The 17,359-nt window shown below is 71.4% G+C and carries 15 protein-coding genes; 11 read left to right on the top strand and 4 right to left on the bottom strand.

The genetic code is table 11. The features are described 5' to 3' along the window. Positions 1 to 103: 103 nt before the first annotated feature. Both NNW99_RS10095 and NNW99_RS10090 read right to left on the bottom strand, forming a co-directional pair. Positions 104 to 748, bottom strand: a complete 645-nt coding sequence (locus NNW99_RS10095) for an HAD family hydrolase (RefSeq protein WP_215118360.1) — start codon at positions 746 to 748, stop codon at positions 104 to 106. Between the two features lie 14 nt (positions 749 to 762). Continuing rightward, the gene (locus NNW99_RS10090) at positions 763 to 2,202 is read right to left on the bottom strand and encodes a CdaR family transcriptional regulator (RefSeq protein ID WP_215118359.1); all 1,440 of its coding nucleotides are present in this window, start codon (positions 2,200 to 2,202) and stop codon (positions 763 to 765) included. A gap of 191 nt (positions 2,203 to 2,393) precedes the next feature. On the opposite strand from NNW99_RS10090, the gene NNW99_RS10085 reads away from it, so the two are divergent. The 4 genes from NNW99_RS10085 (at position 2,394) to NNW99_RS10070 (ending at position 5,999) form a co-directional block, all read left to right on the top strand. Then, positions 2,394 to 3,320, top strand: a complete 927-nt coding sequence (locus NNW99_RS10085) for a proline dehydrogenase family protein (protein ID WP_215118358.1) — start codon at positions 2,394 to 2,396, stop codon at positions 3,318 to 3,320. A 34-nt stretch (positions 3,321 to 3,354) separates the two neighbouring features. After that, a complete protein-coding gene (gene pruA, locus NNW99_RS10080) occupies positions 3,355 to 4,986 on the top strand; it encodes an L-glutamate gamma-semialdehyde dehydrogenase (RefSeq protein ID WP_215118357.1) in 1,632 nt (543 codons plus the stop codon). A 92-nt stretch (positions 4,987 to 5,078) separates the two neighbouring features. Next, a complete protein-coding gene (locus tag NNW99_RS10075) occupies positions 5,079 to 5,621 on the top strand; it encodes a GNAT family N-acetyltransferase (protein ID WP_215118356.1) in 543 nt (180 codons plus the stop codon). A 246-nt stretch (positions 5,622 to 5,867) separates the two neighbouring features. After that, positions 5,868 to 5,999, top strand: coding sequence for a hypothetical protein (locus NNW99_RS10070; protein ID WP_005479955.1), 132 nt, complete (start codon positions 5,868 to 5,870; stop codon positions 5,997 to 5,999). 58 nt (positions 6,000 to 6,057) lie between these two features. Here NNW99_RS10070 and NNW99_RS10065 read toward each other — a convergent pair whose 3' ends face one another. Then, positions 6,058 to 7,644, bottom strand: a complete 1,587-nt coding sequence (locus NNW99_RS10065) for a metallophosphoesterase family protein (protein WP_215118355.1) — start codon at positions 7,642 to 7,644, stop codon at positions 6,058 to 6,060. A 118-nt stretch (positions 7,645 to 7,762) separates the two neighbouring features. Between NNW99_RS10065 and NNW99_RS10060 the strand changes: the two genes are divergently transcribed. Then, entirely contained in the window at positions 7,763 to 8,806 is a 1,044-nt protein-coding gene (locus NNW99_RS10060; protein WP_215118354.1) for a 3-isopropylmalate dehydrogenase, read from the top strand. 244 nt (positions 8,807 to 9,050) lie between these two features. Then, on the top strand, positions 9,051 to 10,139 hold the full coding sequence (locus tag NNW99_RS10055) for a branched-chain amino acid aminotransferase (RefSeq protein ID WP_215118353.1): 1,089 nt from the start codon (positions 9,051 to 9,053) through the stop codon (positions 10,137 to 10,139). A 41-nt stretch (positions 10,140 to 10,180) separates the two neighbouring features. Here NNW99_RS10055 and NNW99_RS10050 read toward each other — a convergent pair whose 3' ends face one another. Next, positions 10,181 to 11,632 carry a cytosine permease gene (locus NNW99_RS10050; protein ID WP_215118352.1) on the bottom strand — a complete coding sequence of 484 codons (1,452 nt, stop codon included), beginning with the start codon at positions 11,630 to 11,632 and terminating at the stop codon, positions 10,181 to 10,183. A gap of 115 nt (positions 11,633 to 11,747) precedes the next feature. Between NNW99_RS10050 and ureA the strand changes: the two genes are divergently transcribed. The 5 genes from ureA to NNW99_RS10025 all read left to right on the top strand — a co-directional run bounded on the left by ureA (position 11,748) and on the right by NNW99_RS10025 (position 17,264). Next, complete coding sequence (gene ureA / locus NNW99_RS10045; protein WP_215118351.1) at positions 11,748 to 12,518, top strand: urease subunit gamma; 771 nt, start codon at positions 11,748 to 11,750, stop codon at positions 12,516 to 12,518. Next, positions 12,515 to 14,224, top strand: a complete 1,710-nt coding sequence (locus tag NNW99_RS10040; protein ID WP_215118350.1) for an urease subunit alpha — start codon at positions 12,515 to 12,517, stop codon at positions 14,222 to 14,224. Before ureA ends, NNW99_RS10040 begins: the two co-directional genes overlap by 4 nt. A gap of 22 nt (positions 14,225 to 14,246) precedes the next feature. Beyond that, positions 14,247 to 15,287: an agmatine/peptidylarginine deiminase gene (locus NNW99_RS10035; protein WP_215118349.1), complete on the top strand. Its 1,041-nt coding sequence runs from the start codon at positions 14,247 to 14,249 to the stop codon at positions 15,285 to 15,287. Positions 15,288 to 15,303: 16 nt separating this feature from the next. Beyond that, positions 15,304 to 15,903, top strand: a complete 600-nt coding sequence (locus tag NNW99_RS10030) for a TetR/AcrR family transcriptional regulator (RefSeq protein ID WP_215118348.1) — start codon at positions 15,304 to 15,306, stop codon at positions 15,901 to 15,903. Positions 15,904 to 16,016: 113 nt separating this feature from the next. Next, positions 16,017 to 17,264 carry a PD40 domain-containing protein gene (locus NNW99_RS10025; RefSeq protein ID WP_215118347.1) on the top strand — a complete coding sequence of 416 codons (1,248 nt, stop codon included), beginning with the start codon at positions 16,017 to 16,019 and terminating at the stop codon, positions 17,262 to 17,264. Positions 17,265 to 17,359: the final 95 nt, after the last annotated feature.

The raw sequence follows: 17,359 nt of genomic DNA, 5'->3' as shown, positions 1-17,359 counted from the left end.
CCTCCGGGTAAAGGGGTGGTCAAGAGAGCGGTTGCGCCGACCTTAGCATTGACAATCGTTTTCAACAATTGACGGTTGGATCACATGCGGGCGGCCGATGTGATCAGGGGCGGGTGAGGACGACCGAGTCGATGGCGGAGGCCGCGTCGGAGCTGGTTCGGGTGGGGCGGAGTGCCGCGTCCGACCAGGCACGGCCCGCCGACACCCAGACACTCGGGACGCCGATGGCCGCCGCGCCGGCGATGTCGGCGTGCGCGGAGTCGCCGATCACCCAGGCGCCGTCGAGGGAGGCGCCGACGGTGGCGGCCGCGGCGTGGAAGATCTCCGGCGCGGGCTTCTTGTGCCCGACCGCCTCGGAGACGACCCAGCCGTGCGTCAGCCCGTCGAGGCCGGTGTTGCGGATCTTCGCCTCCTGTTGCGCGGTACGGCCGTTGGTGACGATGACCAGGGTCCAGCCGGCGGTGGCCGCACGGTCGAGGGCGGTGCGGGTGGAGCCGTCCAGGACGACACGGTCGGCCACGCCCCGGTCGAGCAGGGCGCGGACGGTGTCCTGGCCGATGCCGTACCGGTCGTACAGGGCCCGGGCGACCTCCTGGCGGGGCGTGTATCCGCTCGCGTCGAGGGTCATGACCCACTCGACGTCCTGCGGGGGCAGCCCGTACTCGGCGAGAAACGCCGTCACCGCACCGCGGAACGCCCCGTCCCGGTCGATGAGGGTGTTGTCGAGGTCGAGCAGCAGCAGGGGCATGTCCGGGCCGGTCCTCACAGTCGGTGCGCCTTCAGGGCCATGTGCAGCAGCAGCCGGTCCTCGCCGTCGTCCAGGTCGAGGCCCGTCAGCTTCTCTATCCGGGACAGGCGGTAGTACAGGGTCTGGCGGTGGATGCCCAGTTCGGCGGCGGCCCGGGCGGCCTGCCCGGCGCAGTCGAGGTAGATCTCGGCGGTACGGGCCAGCTCCCGGTGCACCGGGAAGAGCAGGGCGTGTACGGCCGGGTCGTGGGCCACGTCCGGCGGCAGCGCGGTGAGCAGCCGGAACGGCCCGATCTCCGCCCACTGCGCGACCGGCCCGAACCGGGCCTCGGCCAGCGCGGCCCGGGCCGCGGCGGACGCCTCCCACCAGGCGGTGCCGAGCTCTGCGAGGCCTGAGCGAGGGGTGGCGAGGCCGGCGGCGGGGCCGCTTGGACCGTGGGGGGAGGAGCCCGCTTGACGGGACCCGGACCCGGACCCGGGCCTCGATGCCGACCCGGCACCGGCCCCGGACACGGACCCGGGCCTCGATGCCGACCCGGCACCGGACCCCGACCCGGACCCCGACCCGGACCCCGACCCGGACCCCGACCCGGACCCGGACCCCGACCTGGCCCCGGACCCCGAGCCGGACGCGGACCCGGACCCGGACCTCGGCGCCGACCCGGACCTCGACCCGGACCCGCCGGAGGCAGCGCCACCGCCCGCCCGCTCCAGCAGCCGTGCCGCCGCCGTTGTCGCCGGAGTCAGTACGTCCGCCGAGCGCAGGCGGATCAGCAGGGCCACGCACTGGGACGCGGCGCCCCACGGCAGGGTGCACAGGGCCGTCGCGCCCGGCATCGTGCGGACCGAGGGCGCGTCGTCGGGGTCGGTCGAGGGCCAGGGAGCCACACAGATCACCGTGTGCAGACCGTCGGCGCGGGGGCCGAGGGCGGTGCGGAGTTCCGCTATGGCCATGTCGCGCTGCCAGTCGCGTTCCGCCGTGAGGACGGCGCGCAGCTCGCGGCTGAGGTCGGCACCGTGCTGGGCCTCGTCCGCGAGCAGCGCCCCGATCCGGGTCGTGACCTGCATGGCGGCGGAGAGCTGGCGTTCGCTCGGGCCGGGATCGTCGTCCAGGAGCCAGACATAGCCGTGGACGACGCCCCGGTGACGGACCGGGAGGCAGATCCGGCCCCGGTTCACCCCCGCCTCCGGCGTCGGCGGGATCCGCACCGGGCCCGTCGCACGCGTGATGCCGAAGCCCTCGAACCACGCCCGCACGGCAGCCGTCGAACGGCGGGTCAGGATCGAGCGGGTGCGCACCGGATCCAGGGCCGACGGATCGAGGTCGCCCTCACTGTCGTACGCCCCGAAGGTGATCAGCTCGAAGTCCCGGTTCTCCAGCGTCGCGGGCGCGCCGAGCAGCTCCGAGATCTCGTCGACCAGCTCCTCGTAGTCGCCCCGGTGTTCCGACGTCATGCGGGCATTGTCCCCCACGGGCCACAAGCCTTCATACATCTGTCTGAGATCTGCGGCACGGATGCGTGACAGCTGTCGATGGTCGACGATCGAGGGGATCCCTAGGTTTCACGGTGGTTCTCCGCGCCGTACCCGAAGCGTCATCCGCCTGAGGTTCGGCCATCCGTTTGGTTGTGCTCTGGAGGTGCCCCGTGCTGGGTCCCGTGATTCTCGCCGCGTCTCGCAGCGACCGGATGCGACGTCTGATCTCGGCGGCCCCGGTGACCAAGCAGGTCGTCGACCGCTTCATCCCGGGCGAAGGCGTCGACGACATCGTCCCGGTGGTCCAGGGCCTCGCCGGCCGGGGTCTGGAGCTGACGATGGACGTCGTCGGCGAGGACATCACCAACCCCGCGCAGGCCGCCGCCGCCCGGGACGCCTACCTGGAGCTGATCGACCGCCTCAAGCCGCTGGAGCTCGGCACCCGCGCCGAGATGTCGGTGAAGCTGTCGATGTTCGGGCAGGCGCTGGAGGACGGCCACGAGCTGGCCCTGAAGAACGTCCGCCCGGTCGTCGAGGCCGCCGCCGAGATCGGCACCACGGTCACCCTCGACGCCGAGGACCACACCACCCTCGACTCGATGTTCGCCATCCACGAGGAGCTGCGGAAGGACTTCCCCCAGACCGGCTGCGTCATCCAGGCCTACCTCTTCCGCACCGAGGCCGACGCCCGCCGCCTCGCCGCGAACGGCAGCCGGGTGCGCCTGGTCAAGGGCGCCTACAAGGAGCCCGCCTCCGTCGCGTACCAGGACAAGCACGAGATCGATCGGGCGTACGTACGGATTCTCGGTACGTTGATGGAGGGGACGGGGTACCCGATGATCGGGTCCCACGACCCGCGCCTGATCGCCATCGGCCAGGAGCTCGCGCACCGCGCCGGGCGCAAACTGGACGAGTACGAGTTCCAGATGCTCTACGGCATCCGCGGCGACGAGCAGACCCGCCTCGCCGCCGAGGGCCACCGCATGCGCGTGTACACCGCCTACGGCACCGACTGGTACGGCTACTTCATGCGCCGGCTCGCCGAGAAACCGGCCAACCTGCGGTTCTTCGCACGATCGATGCTCACCAAGGGCTGACCGACACACCGCTCAGTAAGGAGTTTGGGAAAACATGGACGCTGTGACCCAGGTCCCCACCCCCGTCAACGAGCCGGTGCACGGCTACGCCCCCGGCTCGCCCGAGCGTGCCCGGCTGGAGGCCAGGCTGAAGGAGCTGGCCGACAACCCCGTCGACCTGCCCTGCACCATCGGCGGCGAGAAGCGGATGGGCGGCGGCGAGGCCTTCCAGGTCGTCCAGCCGCACAACCACCAGGCCGTGCTGGGCACGTACCGCAACGCCACGCAGGCCGACGCCCAGGACGCCATCGACGCGGCCCTGGCCGCCGCGCCCGCCTGGCGCGCGATGTCCTTCGACGACCGCGCCGCGATCATCCTGCGCGCCGCCGAGCTGCTGTCCGGCCCCTGGCGCGAGACGCTCGCCGCCTCCACCATGCTCGGCCAGTCCAAGACCGCGCAGCAGGCCGAGATCGACACGCCCTGTGAGCTGATCGACTTCTGGCGCTTCAACGTCGCCTACGCCCGCAACCTGCTCGCCGAGCAGCCCCCGGCGAACTCCCCGGGCGTGTGGAACCGTCTGGACCACCGCCCGCTGGAGGGCTTCGTCTACGCGGTCACGCCCTTCAACTTCACCGCCATCGCGGGCAACCTCCCGACGGCCCCCGCCCTGATGGGCAACGTCGTCGTCTGGAAGCCGTCCCCGACGCAGACCCACGCCGCCGTGCTGCTCATGCAGCTGCTGGAGGAGGCCGGTCTGCCCAAGGGCGTCATCAACCTCGTCACCGGCGACGGCATCGAGGTCTCGAAGGTCGCCCTGGAGCACCGCGACCTCGCGGGCATCCACTTCACCGGGTCGACCCCCACCTTCCAGTACCTGTGGAAGACGGTCGGCAACAACATCGAGAAGTACCGCACCTACCCGCGTCTGGTCGGCGAGACCGGCGGCAAGGACTTCCTCGTCGCCCACCCCTCGGCCGACCCGGCGATCCTGAAGACGGCCTTCACCCGGGGTGCCTTCGAGTTCCAGGGCCAGAAGTGCAGCGCCACCTCCCGCGCGTACATCCCCGCCTCGATCTGGAACGCGGGCTTCAAGGAGGAGCTGGCCGCCGAGGTCGACGGCATCAAGATGGGTGACGTCACCGACCTGTCGAACTTCATCGGCGCCGTCATCGACGAGCGTGCCTTCGCCAAGAACAAGGCCGCCATCGACCGCGCCAAGGAGGACGCCACCTGCACGATCGTCGCGGGCGGCACCTACGACGACTCCGAGGGCTACTTCGTCCGGCCGACCGTCATCGAGTGCACCGACCCGGAGAACGAGGTCTTCCGCACCGAGTACTTCGGCCCGATCATCGCCGTGCACGTCTACGAGGACGACCGCTACGACGAGATGCTGACCCAGATGGAGTCCGTCTCCGACTACGCCCTGACCGGCTCGGTCATCGCGAACGACCGCGCGGCGGCGGCCTACACGGCCGACAAGCTCCGCTACGCGGCCGGCAACTTCTACATCAACGACAAGTCGACCGGTGCCGTCGTCGGCCAGCAGCCCTTCGGCGGCGGCCGTGCCTCCGGCACCAACGACAAGGCCGGTGCCCCGCAGAACCTGATGCGCTGGACCCTGACCCGCGCCATCAAGGAGACGCTGGTCCCGCCGACCGACTACACCTACCCGCACATGGGCTGAGCCCTCGCGGAACCGACGGGCCGGGTCGTCCGACCCGGCCCGTCGGCGTATATCCGGTCGAGAGCCTCCCGGCCCCTTCCCATACTGGGCCGATGACCATCCGCGTGCGCACCGCTCACACCGCCGACCTCGCCCCCGCCGAACTGGCCGCCGTACGGGCCCTCCTGGACGCCGCCTTCGAGGGCGACTTCGGCGACGACGACTGGGACCACGGCCTCGGCGGCATGCACGCCCTCGTGCACGACGACTCCGGTCTCGCCGCGCACGGGGCGGTCGTGATGCGCCGGGTGGGGCACCGCGGGCGCTGGCTGCGCGCCGGGTACGTCGAGAACGTCGCCGTCCGCTCCGACGCCCGCCGCCGCGGCCTCGGCGGGCGGATCATGGGCGAGCTGGAACGCGTCGTCGAGCGGGCCTACGACCTCGGCGCGCTGTCCGCCAGCGACGACGGCGCCCGGCTCTACACCTCCCGCGGCTGGCGGCTGTGGAGCGGTGAGGTGCACGCCCTCAGCCCGCGGGAGGGCGACATCCGCCTGCCGGACGAAGAGGACAGCACCTATGTCCGCCCGGCCCTCGCCGGTGCGCTCGACCCCGCGCACGCGCTGCTCTTCGACTGGCGCGACGGAGACGTGCTCTAGGAATCACCGCAGCTCAGCGCAGTGTGACGCAGTCCACCGTCTCAGATAGTAGGAAGTCCGAGTAATTGTGGAGACAGACGCTCCGGCCTCCCTTAGTTTTGTAGGAGCCGAACGTCTCGCTCGACCAAGCGAATGGCGGTCGTGAGCCGGGCCCCGTGCAGGCAACCCCTGCGGCACCGCTCCCCGCCCCCTCCGGCGTCTCCCATCACTCTGTGCGCTCCATGCTGTCGAAGGAGTCGATTTCCCATGGCCGAGACGACCGTCCGCCGCCGAGTCCGTCACGTTTCCCGGACGACCGAGTCCGACCGCAAGAACGCCGCCGCCGCGCTCCAGCGCGCCCTCGACCGCAGGGACAACGGCGGATCCACCGGCCACTGAGCCGCACCGGAGCCGCTGACAGGACCGGGAGCCGCCCGACGAGGCGCGGTGCGGGGCCTCACGCCCCGCGCCGCACCTCGAAATGGTCGATCCGCTCACCGCTCGACGCCAGCGCCGACACCTTCAGCTTCGGCGCGGCGCCGCTCTCCGCCTCCACCGAGAGGAACGAGAACCCGCGGTAGCGCACCCGCGACCACTCCACCGACTCGCCCTTCGTGTCCTGGGACTTGGTCCACCGGAACGTGGCGACCGCGTCATGGTCGGCGGTGTTCCCCTCGTAGCTCTCCTTCACCCCGTCGGGGAAGCCGTACAGCTCCTTGCCGCCGCCGCCCGCGGTGACGTAGACGATCCCGTCCCGCCTCGGGTCCGTCGTCCCGCCGACCGGCACCGGCCTGCCCACCTCGCCGTTCTTGATCGCGTCGGTCCGCTCGTACACGTGGTTGTGCCCGTTGATCACCAGGTCCACCTCGTGCTTCGCGAACAGCGGCAGCCACTCGGCGCGCACCCCGCCGTCGGAGGCGTGCGTGGACGTCGAGTACGCGCAGTGGTGGAAGTAGACGACGATGAAGTCCACGTCCTTCGCGGCCCTCAGCTCACCGAGCTTCTTCTCCAGCCACTTCGTCTGCCGCCCCTCCGTGTAGCCGAAGTTGGCGGGGATCTCGTACGACACGTCGTTCGCGTCCAGCGCGACCACGCCGACGTTGCCGTACGTGAAGGCGTACACGCCCGGTGCCGTACGCGCGTCGAAGCCGCTGTCCGGCAGGGAGAAGCGGGCGAGCTGGCCGCCGTAGCCGTCCGGCGAGTACCAGGCCTCCATGTCGTGGTTGCCGGTCGTCACCATCCACGGCACCGACCGGGCGACCGGCTCGGTCTGCTTGAGGAACCGGTCCCACTGCCCGGCGTCGAAGACGTCCGACTCCTTGCCCTTGCCGGTCGGATCGGCGTAGCAGATGTCACCGGCGTGGAGGTGGAAGGCGGGGCTCTGCCGCAGCAGCAGACGGTCGTTGAGCGCCGCCTCCTCGCCGACGCCCTGATCGCCGAACGCGGTGAACACGAACCGCTCGGGCGGGCTCGCGGGCGCCGTGCGGAAGGAGGCGATGGTGGACCGGCGGTCGGGGGAGGCGGGGTCGAAGCCTTCATGGCCGACGCCGTAGTAGTACGTCGTGCCGGGCCGCAGCCCGTCCAGCGCCGCGTGCAGGTAGTACTGGTCGACCGCCGCCCGTACGCCCTTCAGCTCCGGGGTGTGCAGATCGCGCAGCTCAGCTTCCACCTTGCGGCCGAGGTCGTCGGGGCGCAGGCCGACCCGGATGTACGGCTTCCGCACCGCGAGCGGCACCTGCCAGGAGATCCGCATCTGGGACTTCGGGTCGGCGCCGAAGGCGAGATGGCGGCCGAAGGGGGGGACGAAGGAGCCGGGGGCCTTCGACGTGCTCGGCGACGGGTCCCCGGTCGCCGTGGCGCCCCCGGATCCGGATCCGGACCCCGAGCCCGAGCCCGAGCAGCCGGTCAGCAGCCCGCTCGCCACCGCGCCGGCCGTCACCAGCGTGCGCCGCCGCGACAGCCGCGTCCGCAGATACTCGTGCTGTTCCGCCATGCTCATCCGGTCCGCGAGCCGCCGGGGAATGCCGAAGTCGGGAGTCTCCATGGGAGTCAACTTCCCAGCAAGGCCCAACACCGGTCTGACATACGGGTGAACGAGGGGCGACGTGTCCGTATCGCGGACACTGCGTGTCATCCCATGGGACGAGGAGTAGGGTGCCCGCATGTCTCGCAGCATCAATCTCGCAGTGATCCCCGGTGACGGAATCGGCCAGGAGGTCGTGACCGAAGGGCTGAAGGTCCTCTCCGCCGTCCTTCCGCAGGATGTGAAGCTGGAGACCAAGGAGTACGACTTCGGCGCGCGGCGCTACCACGCCACCGGTGAGACCCTCACCGACGCCGACCTAGACGCCCTCAAGAAGCACGACGCCATCCTCCTCGGCGCCATCGGAGACCCGAGCGTGCCGTCCGGCATCCTGGAGCGCGGCTTCCTGCTCAAGCTCCGCTTCGCCTTCGACCACCACGTCAACCTGCGCCCGTCGAAGCTGCTCCCGGGTGTCGCCACCCCGCTGGCCGGCGAGCCGGAGATCGACTTCGTGGTGGTCCGCGAGGGCACCGAGGGCCCGTACACCGGCAACGGCGGCACGATCCGCAAGGGCACCGAGCACGAGGTCGCCACCGAGGTCTCCGTGAACACGGCCTTCGGTGTCGAGCGCGTGGTCCGCGACGCCTTCGCGCGTGCCCAGGCCCGTCCGCGCAAGAAGCTGGCGCTGATCCACAAGAACAACGTGCTGACCTTCGCGGGTCACCTGTGGACGAACATCTTCAACAAGGTGGCCGAGGAGTTCCCCGAGGTCACCACCGAGTACATGCACGTGGACGCGGCGACGATCTACCTCGTCACGCAGCCCGAGCGCTTCGACGTCGTCGTCACGGACAACCTCTTCGGCGACATCGTCACCGACCTCGCCGCGGCCGTCTCCGGCGGCATCGGCGTGGCCGCCTCCGGCAACATCAACCCGTCCGGAGACTTCCCGTCCATGTTCGAGCCCGTGCACGGCTCGGCCCCGGACATCGCAGGCCAGGGCAAGGCCGACCCGACCGCCACGGTGCTGTCCGTCGCCCTGCTCCTGCGCCACCTCGGCCACGAGGCCGAGGCCGACCGTATCGACGAGGCGGTCGCCGCCGACCTCTCCGAGCGGAAGGGCAAGCCCGCCCGCTCCACCACGGAGATCGGCGATGCGCTCGCCGTACGAGTAGCCGGCTGACCCGCCGCTGCTTTTCACGAAGCCGCCGGGTCGCATCCGCACCCGGCGGCTTTCGCATGTTCCCCGCCGGGTGCCACCATCGACCACCGGGTCGCATTCACCCCGTTCCTTCCTCCGCCGCCCACGGGCGATAATCGAACGCGAGGCCGCGGAATGAGGGAATGCTCGGACGTCCTAGCACTGGTCACATTCAGAGCAGTACCGAGCGCGGCCCGTCACTACAACCGGTGAAGGACATCAACCCATGACGACGCCCACGATCGAGCTCAAGCCCTCCGCCAACCCGCTCTCCGACGCAGAGCGCGAGGCGATCCTGGCCAACCCCGGGTTCGGCCGCCACTTCACCGACCACATGGTGACGATCAAGTGGACGGAAGGCCGCGGCTGGCACGACGGACAGCTCGTGCCGTACGCGCCGATCTCCCTCGACCCCGCCACCACGGTCCTGCACTACGCCCAGGAGATCTTCGAGGGGCTGAAGGCCTACCGGCGCCCCGACGGCTCGGTCGCCACGTTCCGGCCCGAGAAGAACGCCGAGCGTTTCCAGCGGTCCGCGCGCCGGCTCGCCATGCCCGAGCTGCCGGTCGAGACGTTCATCGAGGCGTGCGACGCGCTGGTGAAGCAGGACAAGGCGTGGGTTCCGGCGCACGGTGGCGAGGAGTCCCTGTACCTCCGTCCGTTCATGATCGCGACCGAGGTCGGGCTGGGCGTGAAGCCGGCCAACGAGTACCTGTTCCTGGTCATCGCCTCCCCGGCCGGGGCGTACTTCCCCGGCGGCGTGAAGCCGGTCTCCATCTGGGTCTCCGAGGACCGGGTGCGTGCCGTGCCCGGCGGCATGGGCGACGCGAAGACGGGCGGCAACTATGCCGCGTCCCTGCTCGCGCAGGCCGAGGCCGCGACGAAGGGCTGCGACCAGGTCTGCTACCTCGACGCCGTCGAGCACACCTGGGTCGAGGAGCTGGGCGGGATGAACCTGTACTTCGTGTACGGGGACAGGATCGTCACGCCCTCGTTGACCGGGTCGATCCTGGAGGGCGTCACGCGGGACTCCCTGCTCGCCGTCGCCCGTGACCTCGGGTACAAGGCCGAGGAGGGCCGGGTTTCGGTCGACCAGTGGCAGCGGGACTCGGAGAGCGGGGCGCTGACCGAGGTGTTCGCCTGCGGTACGGCGGCTGTGATCACTCCGGTCGGTACGGTGAAGAGGGCCGGGGCGGAGTGGAAGCAGAGCGGGGGAGAGCCGGGCGAGGTCACGCTCCGGCTCCGCCAGGCTCTGCTGGACATTCAGCGGGGTACGGCTCCTGACGCGCACGGTTGGATGCACCCGCTGGGCTGAGTGGCCCTGGCCCCCGGGGGCTCCGCCCCCGGACCCCCGGCCTATGCCCACCCGCCGCCCGAAGCGGTTGGGCTGGAAGCCCGACTTGCCTCATCGGCCCCGCGCTCCACCGAAACCGAGCCCGGGGCCGAGAGCACATAAGCCACCCCGCCCACCAGCCCCGACAGCAGAAAACTGCAGTCCACCCCGCCGGTCAGCGACAGCAGTGGCCCCTCGTACGACGGCAAGGACACCGCCAGGACGCCCACGCCCGCTCCCGCGGCCCAGGAGAGTGTCGCCGGGACGTTCCAGCCCGCGCGGTACCAGTAGGCGCCGCCCCGCGCCCGGCGGTTGAATACCTGGAGGGCCTCCGCGTCGTACGCCCCGCCGCAGCGGGCGAAGCCGATGAGGGTGATGACCGCCCAGGGCGTGCCGATCGCGGTCAGCAGCAGCACGAAGGACGTCATCGCGTTCTGCGCGGTCGAGTGGTAGTGCCCGGCGAAGACGCAGGCCGTGGCCACGACGGCGACCGTGTACGTGGCCGTGGCGCGGGAGGCGCGCGGCAGGATCGCGTCCAGGTCGAGGCCCATCGAGTACAGCATCAGGCCCGCGTTGCCGACCGACCCGGCGGAGGCCGCGAGGAGCAGCGGGACGAGGTACCAGGCCGGGGCGGCGGCGACCAGCGGGCCCGCGTAGTCGAGAGCGGCTCCGGCCGCGTACGCCGTGAAGGTGCCGAAGAGTTGCGGCACCAGCAGGCCCAGCGTCAGCCCGAGCCAGGTCGCGTGCAGCACCCGGCGTGAGGAGTGGCGGGTCGGGGAGATGTAGCGGGTGTAGTCGCCGAGCAGCGTGATGAACGCGATCGGCCCGGACAGTCCGGCCGCCACGGCCGCGAGCAGCCAGGTCGGCCAGAAGCCGTCCAGCAGATAGCCACCGGCCTCCGGCAGCGCGGCGGTGGTGAAGCCGGGGGCGTAGGCCGCCACGCCGAGCACGAGCAGGGCCGTCATACCGAACGCCAGCACCCGGGACATCGCGAGCAGCACCCGGTAGCCGTACACCGCGCCCGCGACGGTGCCCGCGGCGAGCAGCCCGTAGACGATGCCGTACGACACCCCGCCCTGCGGCAGCCCGGCCAGCCGGCCCAGCGCGCCCACCATCACGTCCCCGCCGATCCACACGGTCAGCGCGGTGTAGCCGAGGGCCAGCAGCAGCCCGACCACCGAGCCGACCAGCCGGCCGCGCACGCCGAACTGGGCGCCGGAGGAGGTCGACAGGTTGGTGCCCGTGCGCAGTGAGACCAGCGCCAGCGGAGCCGTGAACACCACGCCCGCCACCGTGCCCGCGAGCACCGCGCTGACCGAGCCCCACCAGTCCAGGCCGAAGGACGGCGGCAGCCAGCCGAAGACGATCACGCCCAGGCAGAGGTTGGAGCCGAGCAGGATCGAGACGAGGTCGCGTGGCCCGCTGGTGCGCTCCTCCTCGGGGATGGTGTCGACTCCGCGCTGTTCGATCGGCATGCTGGTCTCCCTTGGTTAGAGCGACGTTCAATGTGATGTGTGCATCGCCTCACCGTCAACCTTTCGGACAGGGGGATTTCATGTTTAGAGTGATGCTCTAAATGGAGGGAGTGACATGCGGCTGACCCCGACCGAACGCGACCGGCTGCTGCTCTTCGGCGCCGCCGAACTCGCCCGCGCCCGAAGGGCCAGGGGGCTGAGGCTCAACGTCCCCGAGGCGACCGCGCTCATCGCCGACACGGTGTGCGAGGCCGCCCGGGACGGCAAGCGGCTCGCGGAGGCCGTCGAGGCCGCACGGTCCGTGCTCGGGCCCGGCGATGTGCTGCCCGGTGTCGCCGACGTCGTCACCGAGGTGCATGTCGAGGCGGTCTTCGACGACGGTTCGCGGCTCGCGGTCGTCTCCGACCCCATCGGCGGCGGATCGGGGCCGGCCGCGCCGGGCGCGCTGCTGCCAGGACCCGAGTACGCCGAGCCCGAGCCGGCCGCGCGGCTGACGGTCACCAATACCGCGACGGTGCCGGTCTCCGTCACCTCCCACTTCCACTTCTTCGAGGCGAACCCGCGCCTCGACTTCGACCGCGGGCGGGCCTACGGCATGCGACTCGCCGTGCCCGCCGGGTCCACCGTGCGGTTCGGGCCGGGGGAGAGCGTCGAGGTCGGGCTGGTGCCCATGGGCGGCGACCGGATCGCGATCGGGTTCGCCGGCCTGGTGGACGGGCCGCTGGATGCGCCGGGCGCCCGAGAGGAGGCCCTGCGCCGTGCCGCCGCTTGCGGCTACCTGGGCGTGCCGGATCTGCCCGGTGGCGTACCGGGCCCGCCCGACGACGGCGTACCGAACCCGCCCGATGGCATATCGGACACCGCTGATCAGGAGGTCGAGCGATGAGCCGCCCAGGAGGGCACCCCGCCGAGGCCCGCCGCCTCACCCCGTACGAGTACGCCGCCGCTCATGGTCCCCGGGCGGGTGACCGCATCCGGTTGGGGGACTCCGGCCTGACCATCAGGGTCGAGTCCGACTCCCAGCGCTACGGGGACGAATTCCTCGCCGGGTTCGGCAAGACCGCCCGTGACGGGCTGCATCTCAAGGCCGCCGCCGTCCGGGAGACCTGTGACGTCGTCGTCAGCAATGTCGTCGTGATCGACGCCGTGCAGGGCATCCGGAAGGTCTCCATCGGGATCAGGGAGGGCCGGATCTGCTCGATCGGGCGGGCCGGGAACCCCGACACCCTCGACGGGGTCGACGTCGTCGTCGGCACCGGTACGTCGATCGTCTCCGGTGAGGGCCTCATCGCCACGGCCGGGTCCGTCGACACGCACGTGCACCTGCTGTCGCCGCGTGTCATGGAGGCCTCGCTCGCCTCCGGCGTGACCACGATCATCGGGCAGGAGTTCGGCCCGGTGTGGGGCGTCGGCGTCAACTCGCCCTGGGCGCTGCGGCACGCGTTCAACGCGTTCGACGCCTGGCCGGTCAACATCGGCTTTCTGGGCCGGGGTTCGTCGTCCGACCCGGCCCCACTGGTGGAGGCCCTCGCCGAGGGCGGCGCCTCCGGCTTCAAGGTGCACGAGGACATGGGCGCCCACACCCGCGCCCTGGACACCGCCCTGCGCGTCGCCGAGGAGCACGATGTCCAAGTGGCCCTGCACAGCGACGGGTTGAACGAGTGTCTGTCCGTCGAGGACACCCTGCGCGTCCTGGAGGGGCGGACCATCCACGCCTTCCACATCGAGGGCTGCGGCGGCGGACACGTCCCCAACGTCCTGAAGATGGCGGGCGTGCCGAACGTCATCGGCTCCTCCACCAACCCCACCCTGCCCTTCGGCCGGGACGCCGTCGCCGAGCACTACGGGATGATCGTCTCCGTCCACGACCTCAAGACCGACCTGCCCGGCGACGCCGCCATGGCCCGCGACCGCATCCGCGCCGGCACCATGGGCGCCGAGGACGTCCTGCACGACCTGGGCGCGATCGGCATCACCTCGTCGGACGCGCAGGGCATGGGACGCGCGGGCGAGACGGTCCGCCGCACCTTCGCCATGGCCGGGAAGATGAAGTCCGAGTTCGGCGCCCCGGACGACCACGACAACGAACGCGTCCTGCGCTACATGGCCAAGCTGACCATCAACCCGGCCCTCGCGCACGGCCTCGCGCACGAGGTGGGGTCGCTGGAGCCCGGCAAGCTCGCCGACATCGTGCTGTGGCGCCCGGAGTACTTCGGCGCCAAGCCGCAGCTGGTGCTGAAGTCCGGCTTCCCGGCGTACGGCGTGACCGGCGACCCGAACGCGGCGACCGACACCTGCGAACCCCTGGTGCTGGGACCGCAGTTCGGCGCGCACGGGGCGACACCGGCCGACATCTCGGTGGTGTTCGTCGCGCAGGCCGCCCTGGACCAGGGGAGCGACACGATGCCGACCCGCCGCCGCAGGGTCGCCGTGCGCGGCACCCGCGGGATCGGCCCGGCCGACCTGCGCCACAACTCCCGTACCGGAGCGGTCGACGTCGACCAGCGCACCGGCCTGGTCACCCTCGACGGCGAGCCCCTGCGTTCGGATCCCGCCGACTCGGTCTCCCTCAACCGCCTGTACTTCCTCTGAGCACCCCGGACAAGGACCCCTGATGAACAAGGCTGCCGCCGACGGCTTCCGCATGCCCGCCGAGTGGGCCCCGCACGAGCGCACCTGGATGGCCTGGCCCGGCGAGAACCCCACCTTCGACGATCCGGGGGAGCTGGCCGCCGCCCGTGTCGCCTGGGCCGCGGTCGCCCGGGCCGTGCGCCGCTTCGAACCGGTGACGGTGGTGTGCGGGCCGGGGCAGTCGGACCAGGCGCGCACCCTGCTGGGCGAGGGCATCGACACGGTCGAGCGGGACCTCGACGACGCCTGGATGCGCGACATCGGCCCGACCTTCCTGACCGACGGGAAGGGTGCACTGGCCGCCGTCGACTGGACGTTCAACGGCTGGGGCGCCCAGGAGTGGGCCCGCTGGGAGCGCGACGAGAAGGTGGCCGCGCATGTCGCGGACCTCGCCGGGGCACGGACGTACGCCTCGCGGCTCGTCAACGAGGGCGGGGCGATCCATGTGGACGGCGAGGGCACCGTCCTGCTGACGGAGACGGTCCAGCTCGGCCCGGAGCGCAACCCCGGCTGGACGCGGGAGCAGGTCGAGGAGGAGATCCACGCCCAGCTCGGCACCCGCAAGGCGATCTGGCTGCCGCGCGGACTGACCGGCGACTATCCGCCGTACGGATTCGGCACCCTGGGTCATGTCGACATCGTCGCCGCCTTCGCTCGGCCGGGGGTCGTCGTGGCGCACTCCCAGCCGGACCCGGCGCACCCCGACCACGAGGTGACCAAGGAGGTCATCGGCCTGCTGAAGGCCCAGACGGACGCGCGCGGCCGCCGCCTGGAGGTGGTGGAGGTCCCCGCACCGACCGTCCTGGAGGCCGACGGCCACTGGGCCGACTACTCCTACATCAACCACTACCTCTGCAACGGCGGCGTGGTGCTGTGCGGCTTCGACGACCCTCGCGACGAACTCGCGGCCGGTGTCTTCCGCCGGCTCTTCCCCGAGCGGACCGTGACCCTGGTGGACGCCCGTACGATCTTCGCTGGTGGTGGAGGCATCCACTGCATCACACAGCAACAGCCCAAGATCTAGAACCCGGGAGCCGCAGATGGCCGGTGGGCGCAGGCAGGCGCCGCCCCGCGAGGACGTGCTCGCCGTCGCCATGGAGATGATCGCCGAGCGCGGTCTGGAGAAGCTCACCATGGCGGCGCTCGGCCGCGAGGTCGGGATGAGCAGCGGGCACTTGCTCTACTACTTCGGCTCCAAGGACGAACTGCTGCTGCGCACCCTGGAGTGGAGCGAGGGCCGGCTGGGCGCCGAGCGCGGACGGCTGCTGACCCGGACCGCCCCCGCCCGCGAACGCCTAGACGCCTACGTCGACCTGTACGTCCCCGACGGCCATCGCGACCCGCACTGGACCCTGTGGCTGGAGGTCTGGAACCGCTCGCAGAACGCCGACGAGGCCGCCCGCGACCGGCAGGCCGCCATCGAGGGCGTCTGGCACCGCGACCTGGTCGCCCTGCTCGCCGAGGGCGTCTCACGCGGCGAGTTCCGCCCTGTCGACCCCGACCGCTTCGCCGCCCGCCTGCGGTCGCTGCTGGACGGCTTCGCCATCCATGTGGCGATCGGCCTGCGCGGCACCGACCGGTCACAAGTCCTCCAGCACGTACGGGAGTTCCTTGAGGACAGCCTCCTCGCGGACACCTGAACGCCCGCCCGCGTTGTACTCAATTCGGCGGATTGACCCCCTGTCCGGTGGTGATGTTGGCTCTGGAGGAGCCCTCGGCGCGGGGCCGGGGGAACACAGGGGGAAAACAGCACATGACCAGCATCAGGAGGGCCACGTCCGTCGCGCTCGGACTGGCCCTGGCCGTCACGCTCGGCACCGCCGCCGCGCTGCCCGCGACCGCCGCGCCGGCGCCGGTGCCGCGCACCGAGAAGGCGAGCGTCGCCCCGGACGGCAGCGACGGCGACGCGCCCTCGGGCGGACCGAGCCTCAGCGCCGACGGCCGCCGTCTGGCCTTCGTCTCCCGCGCCGACAACCTCGTCGCCGGTGACACCGACGGCCTCGACGACGCCTTCGTACGCGACCTCGACACCGGCACGACCCGGTCGGCGAGCGGCGGTGTGGACGGCTCCGTCGACGACGTCGCCCTGAGCGGCAACGGCCGCTATCTGGCCTTCGCCGCCACCGGCGCGAGCGACGGCCGCAGCCACATCTGGGTCAAGGACCTGAAGACCGGCACCCTCCAGCGCATCGCGGACACCGTCGCCGGCGGCTACGACACCGGCAGGGCGCCCGCCATCAGCGCCGACGGCCGCTACGTCGCCTTCGTCGCCGAGCGCTCCGCGTTCACCCAGGGCGACGACGTCTGGGGACGTGTCTACAGAGTTGACCGGACCAGCGGCGAGGCCGTCCGCATCAGCCAGGTGCCCGGCGCGACCGACCGGAAGACCGCCGCCACCAACCCGTCCATCAGCGCCGACGGCAGCCGTGTCGGCTACCAGTTCTTCGTCCCGCACCCCTCCTCGGGTGACTGGAGCGACGCCTGGGTCCGTGATGTGCCGAGCGGGAAGCTGTTCCACACCGACCTGGCGCCGGACGGCCTGACGTCCGACGGGCAGACCGAGTTCCCGCAGGTCAGCGCCGACGGCCGGTACGCGGTCTTCAACTCGCTGGACTCGCGGCTGACCCCGGGCGACACCAACAAGGGGCACAACGTCTTCGTCCGCGACCTCAAGACGGGCGAGCTGCGCCGGATCGACGCCGCCGACCCGGCCGCCTTCACCGCGTTCCCCCGGCTCAGCGCCGACAGCCGGTACCTCGCCTTCGTCTCGGCCGACCCGGGCGACCCGGACCGTACGACGCGTGCCTACGTCCGTGACCTGCGCACCGGGCGCACGGTCCTGGCCAGCCCGGACGCCGAGGGCGGGCCGAACGACCAGAGCGTGTCGGCCCCGGTGATCGACCGGCACGGCCGCGCGGTCGCCTTCAGCAGCTCCTCACCCGACCTGGTGCCCGGCGACACGTACGACACCTCGCACGTCTACGTGCGCCGTATCAGGTGACCGACCGCATCCTGAGACAACCGTGAGCGAGGCACGGGGGCTGTGCCAGACTGCCCCCGTGCTCTCGTTCGCCATGATTATTGGCAGCAGGCGCG

Source organism: Streptomyces sp. CRCS-T-1 (assembly GCF_024442335.1).
GTDB classification, from domain to species: Bacteria; Actinomycetota; Actinomycetes; order Streptomycetales; family Streptomycetaceae; genus Streptomyces; species Streptomyces koelreuteriae.
Note: the sequence above shows the minus strand (reverse complement) of the source record. Positions and strands in the feature narration are given on the sequence as shown.

Excerpts from the sequence above, each read along its gene's own strand:
- NNW99_RS10055 (WP_215118353.1), top strand. The coding sequence starts at position 9,051 with ATGACGACGCCCACGATCGAGCTCAAGCCCTCCGCCAACCCGCTCTCC.
- NNW99_RS10025 (WP_215118347.1), top strand. The coding sequence starts at position 16,017 with ATGACCAGCATCAGGAGGGCCACGTCCGTCGCGCTCGGACTGGCCCTG.
- NNW99_RS10090 (WP_215118359.1), bottom strand. The coding sequence starts at position 2,202 with ATGACGTCGGAACACCGGGGCGACTACGAGGAGCTGGTCGACGAGATC.
- NNW99_RS10035 (WP_215118349.1), top strand. The coding sequence starts at position 14,247 with ATGAACAAGGCTGCCGCCGACGGCTTCCGCATGCCCGCCGAGTGGGCC.
- NNW99_RS10040 (WP_215118350.1), top strand. The coding sequence starts at position 12,515 with ATGAGCCGCCCAGGAGGGCACCCCGCCGAGGCCCGCCGCCTCACCCCG.
- ureA (WP_215118351.1), top strand. The coding sequence starts at position 11,748 with ATGCGGCTGACCCCGACCGAACGCGACCGGCTGCTGCTCTTCGGCGCC.
- NNW99_RS10095 (WP_215118360.1), bottom strand. The coding sequence starts at position 748 with ATGCCCCTGCTGCTGCTCGACCTCGACAACACCCTCATCGACCGGGAC.
- NNW99_RS10075 (WP_215118356.1), top strand. The coding sequence starts at position 5,079 with ATGACCATCCGCGTGCGCACCGCTCACACCGCCGACCTCGCCCCCGCC.
- NNW99_RS10050 (WP_215118352.1), bottom strand. The coding sequence starts at position 11,632 with ATGCCGATCGAACAGCGCGGAGTCGACACCATCCCCGAGGAGGAGCGC.
- NNW99_RS10060 (WP_215118354.1), top strand. The coding sequence starts at position 7,763 with ATGTCTCGCAGCATCAATCTCGCAGTGATCCCCGGTGACGGAATCGGC.
- NNW99_RS10070 (WP_005479955.1), top strand. The coding sequence starts at position 5,868 with ATGGCCGAGACGACCGTCCGCCGCCGAGTCCGTCACGTTTCCCGGACG.
- NNW99_RS10065 (WP_215118355.1), bottom strand. The coding sequence starts at position 7,644 with ATGGAGACTCCCGACTTCGGCATTCCCCGGCGGCTCGCGGACCGGATG.
- pruA (WP_215118357.1), top strand. The coding sequence starts at position 3,355 with ATGGACGCTGTGACCCAGGTCCCCACCCCCGTCAACGAGCCGGTGCAC.
- NNW99_RS10030 (WP_215118348.1), top strand. The coding sequence starts at position 15,304 with ATGGCCGGTGGGCGCAGGCAGGCGCCGCCCCGCGAGGACGTGCTCGCC.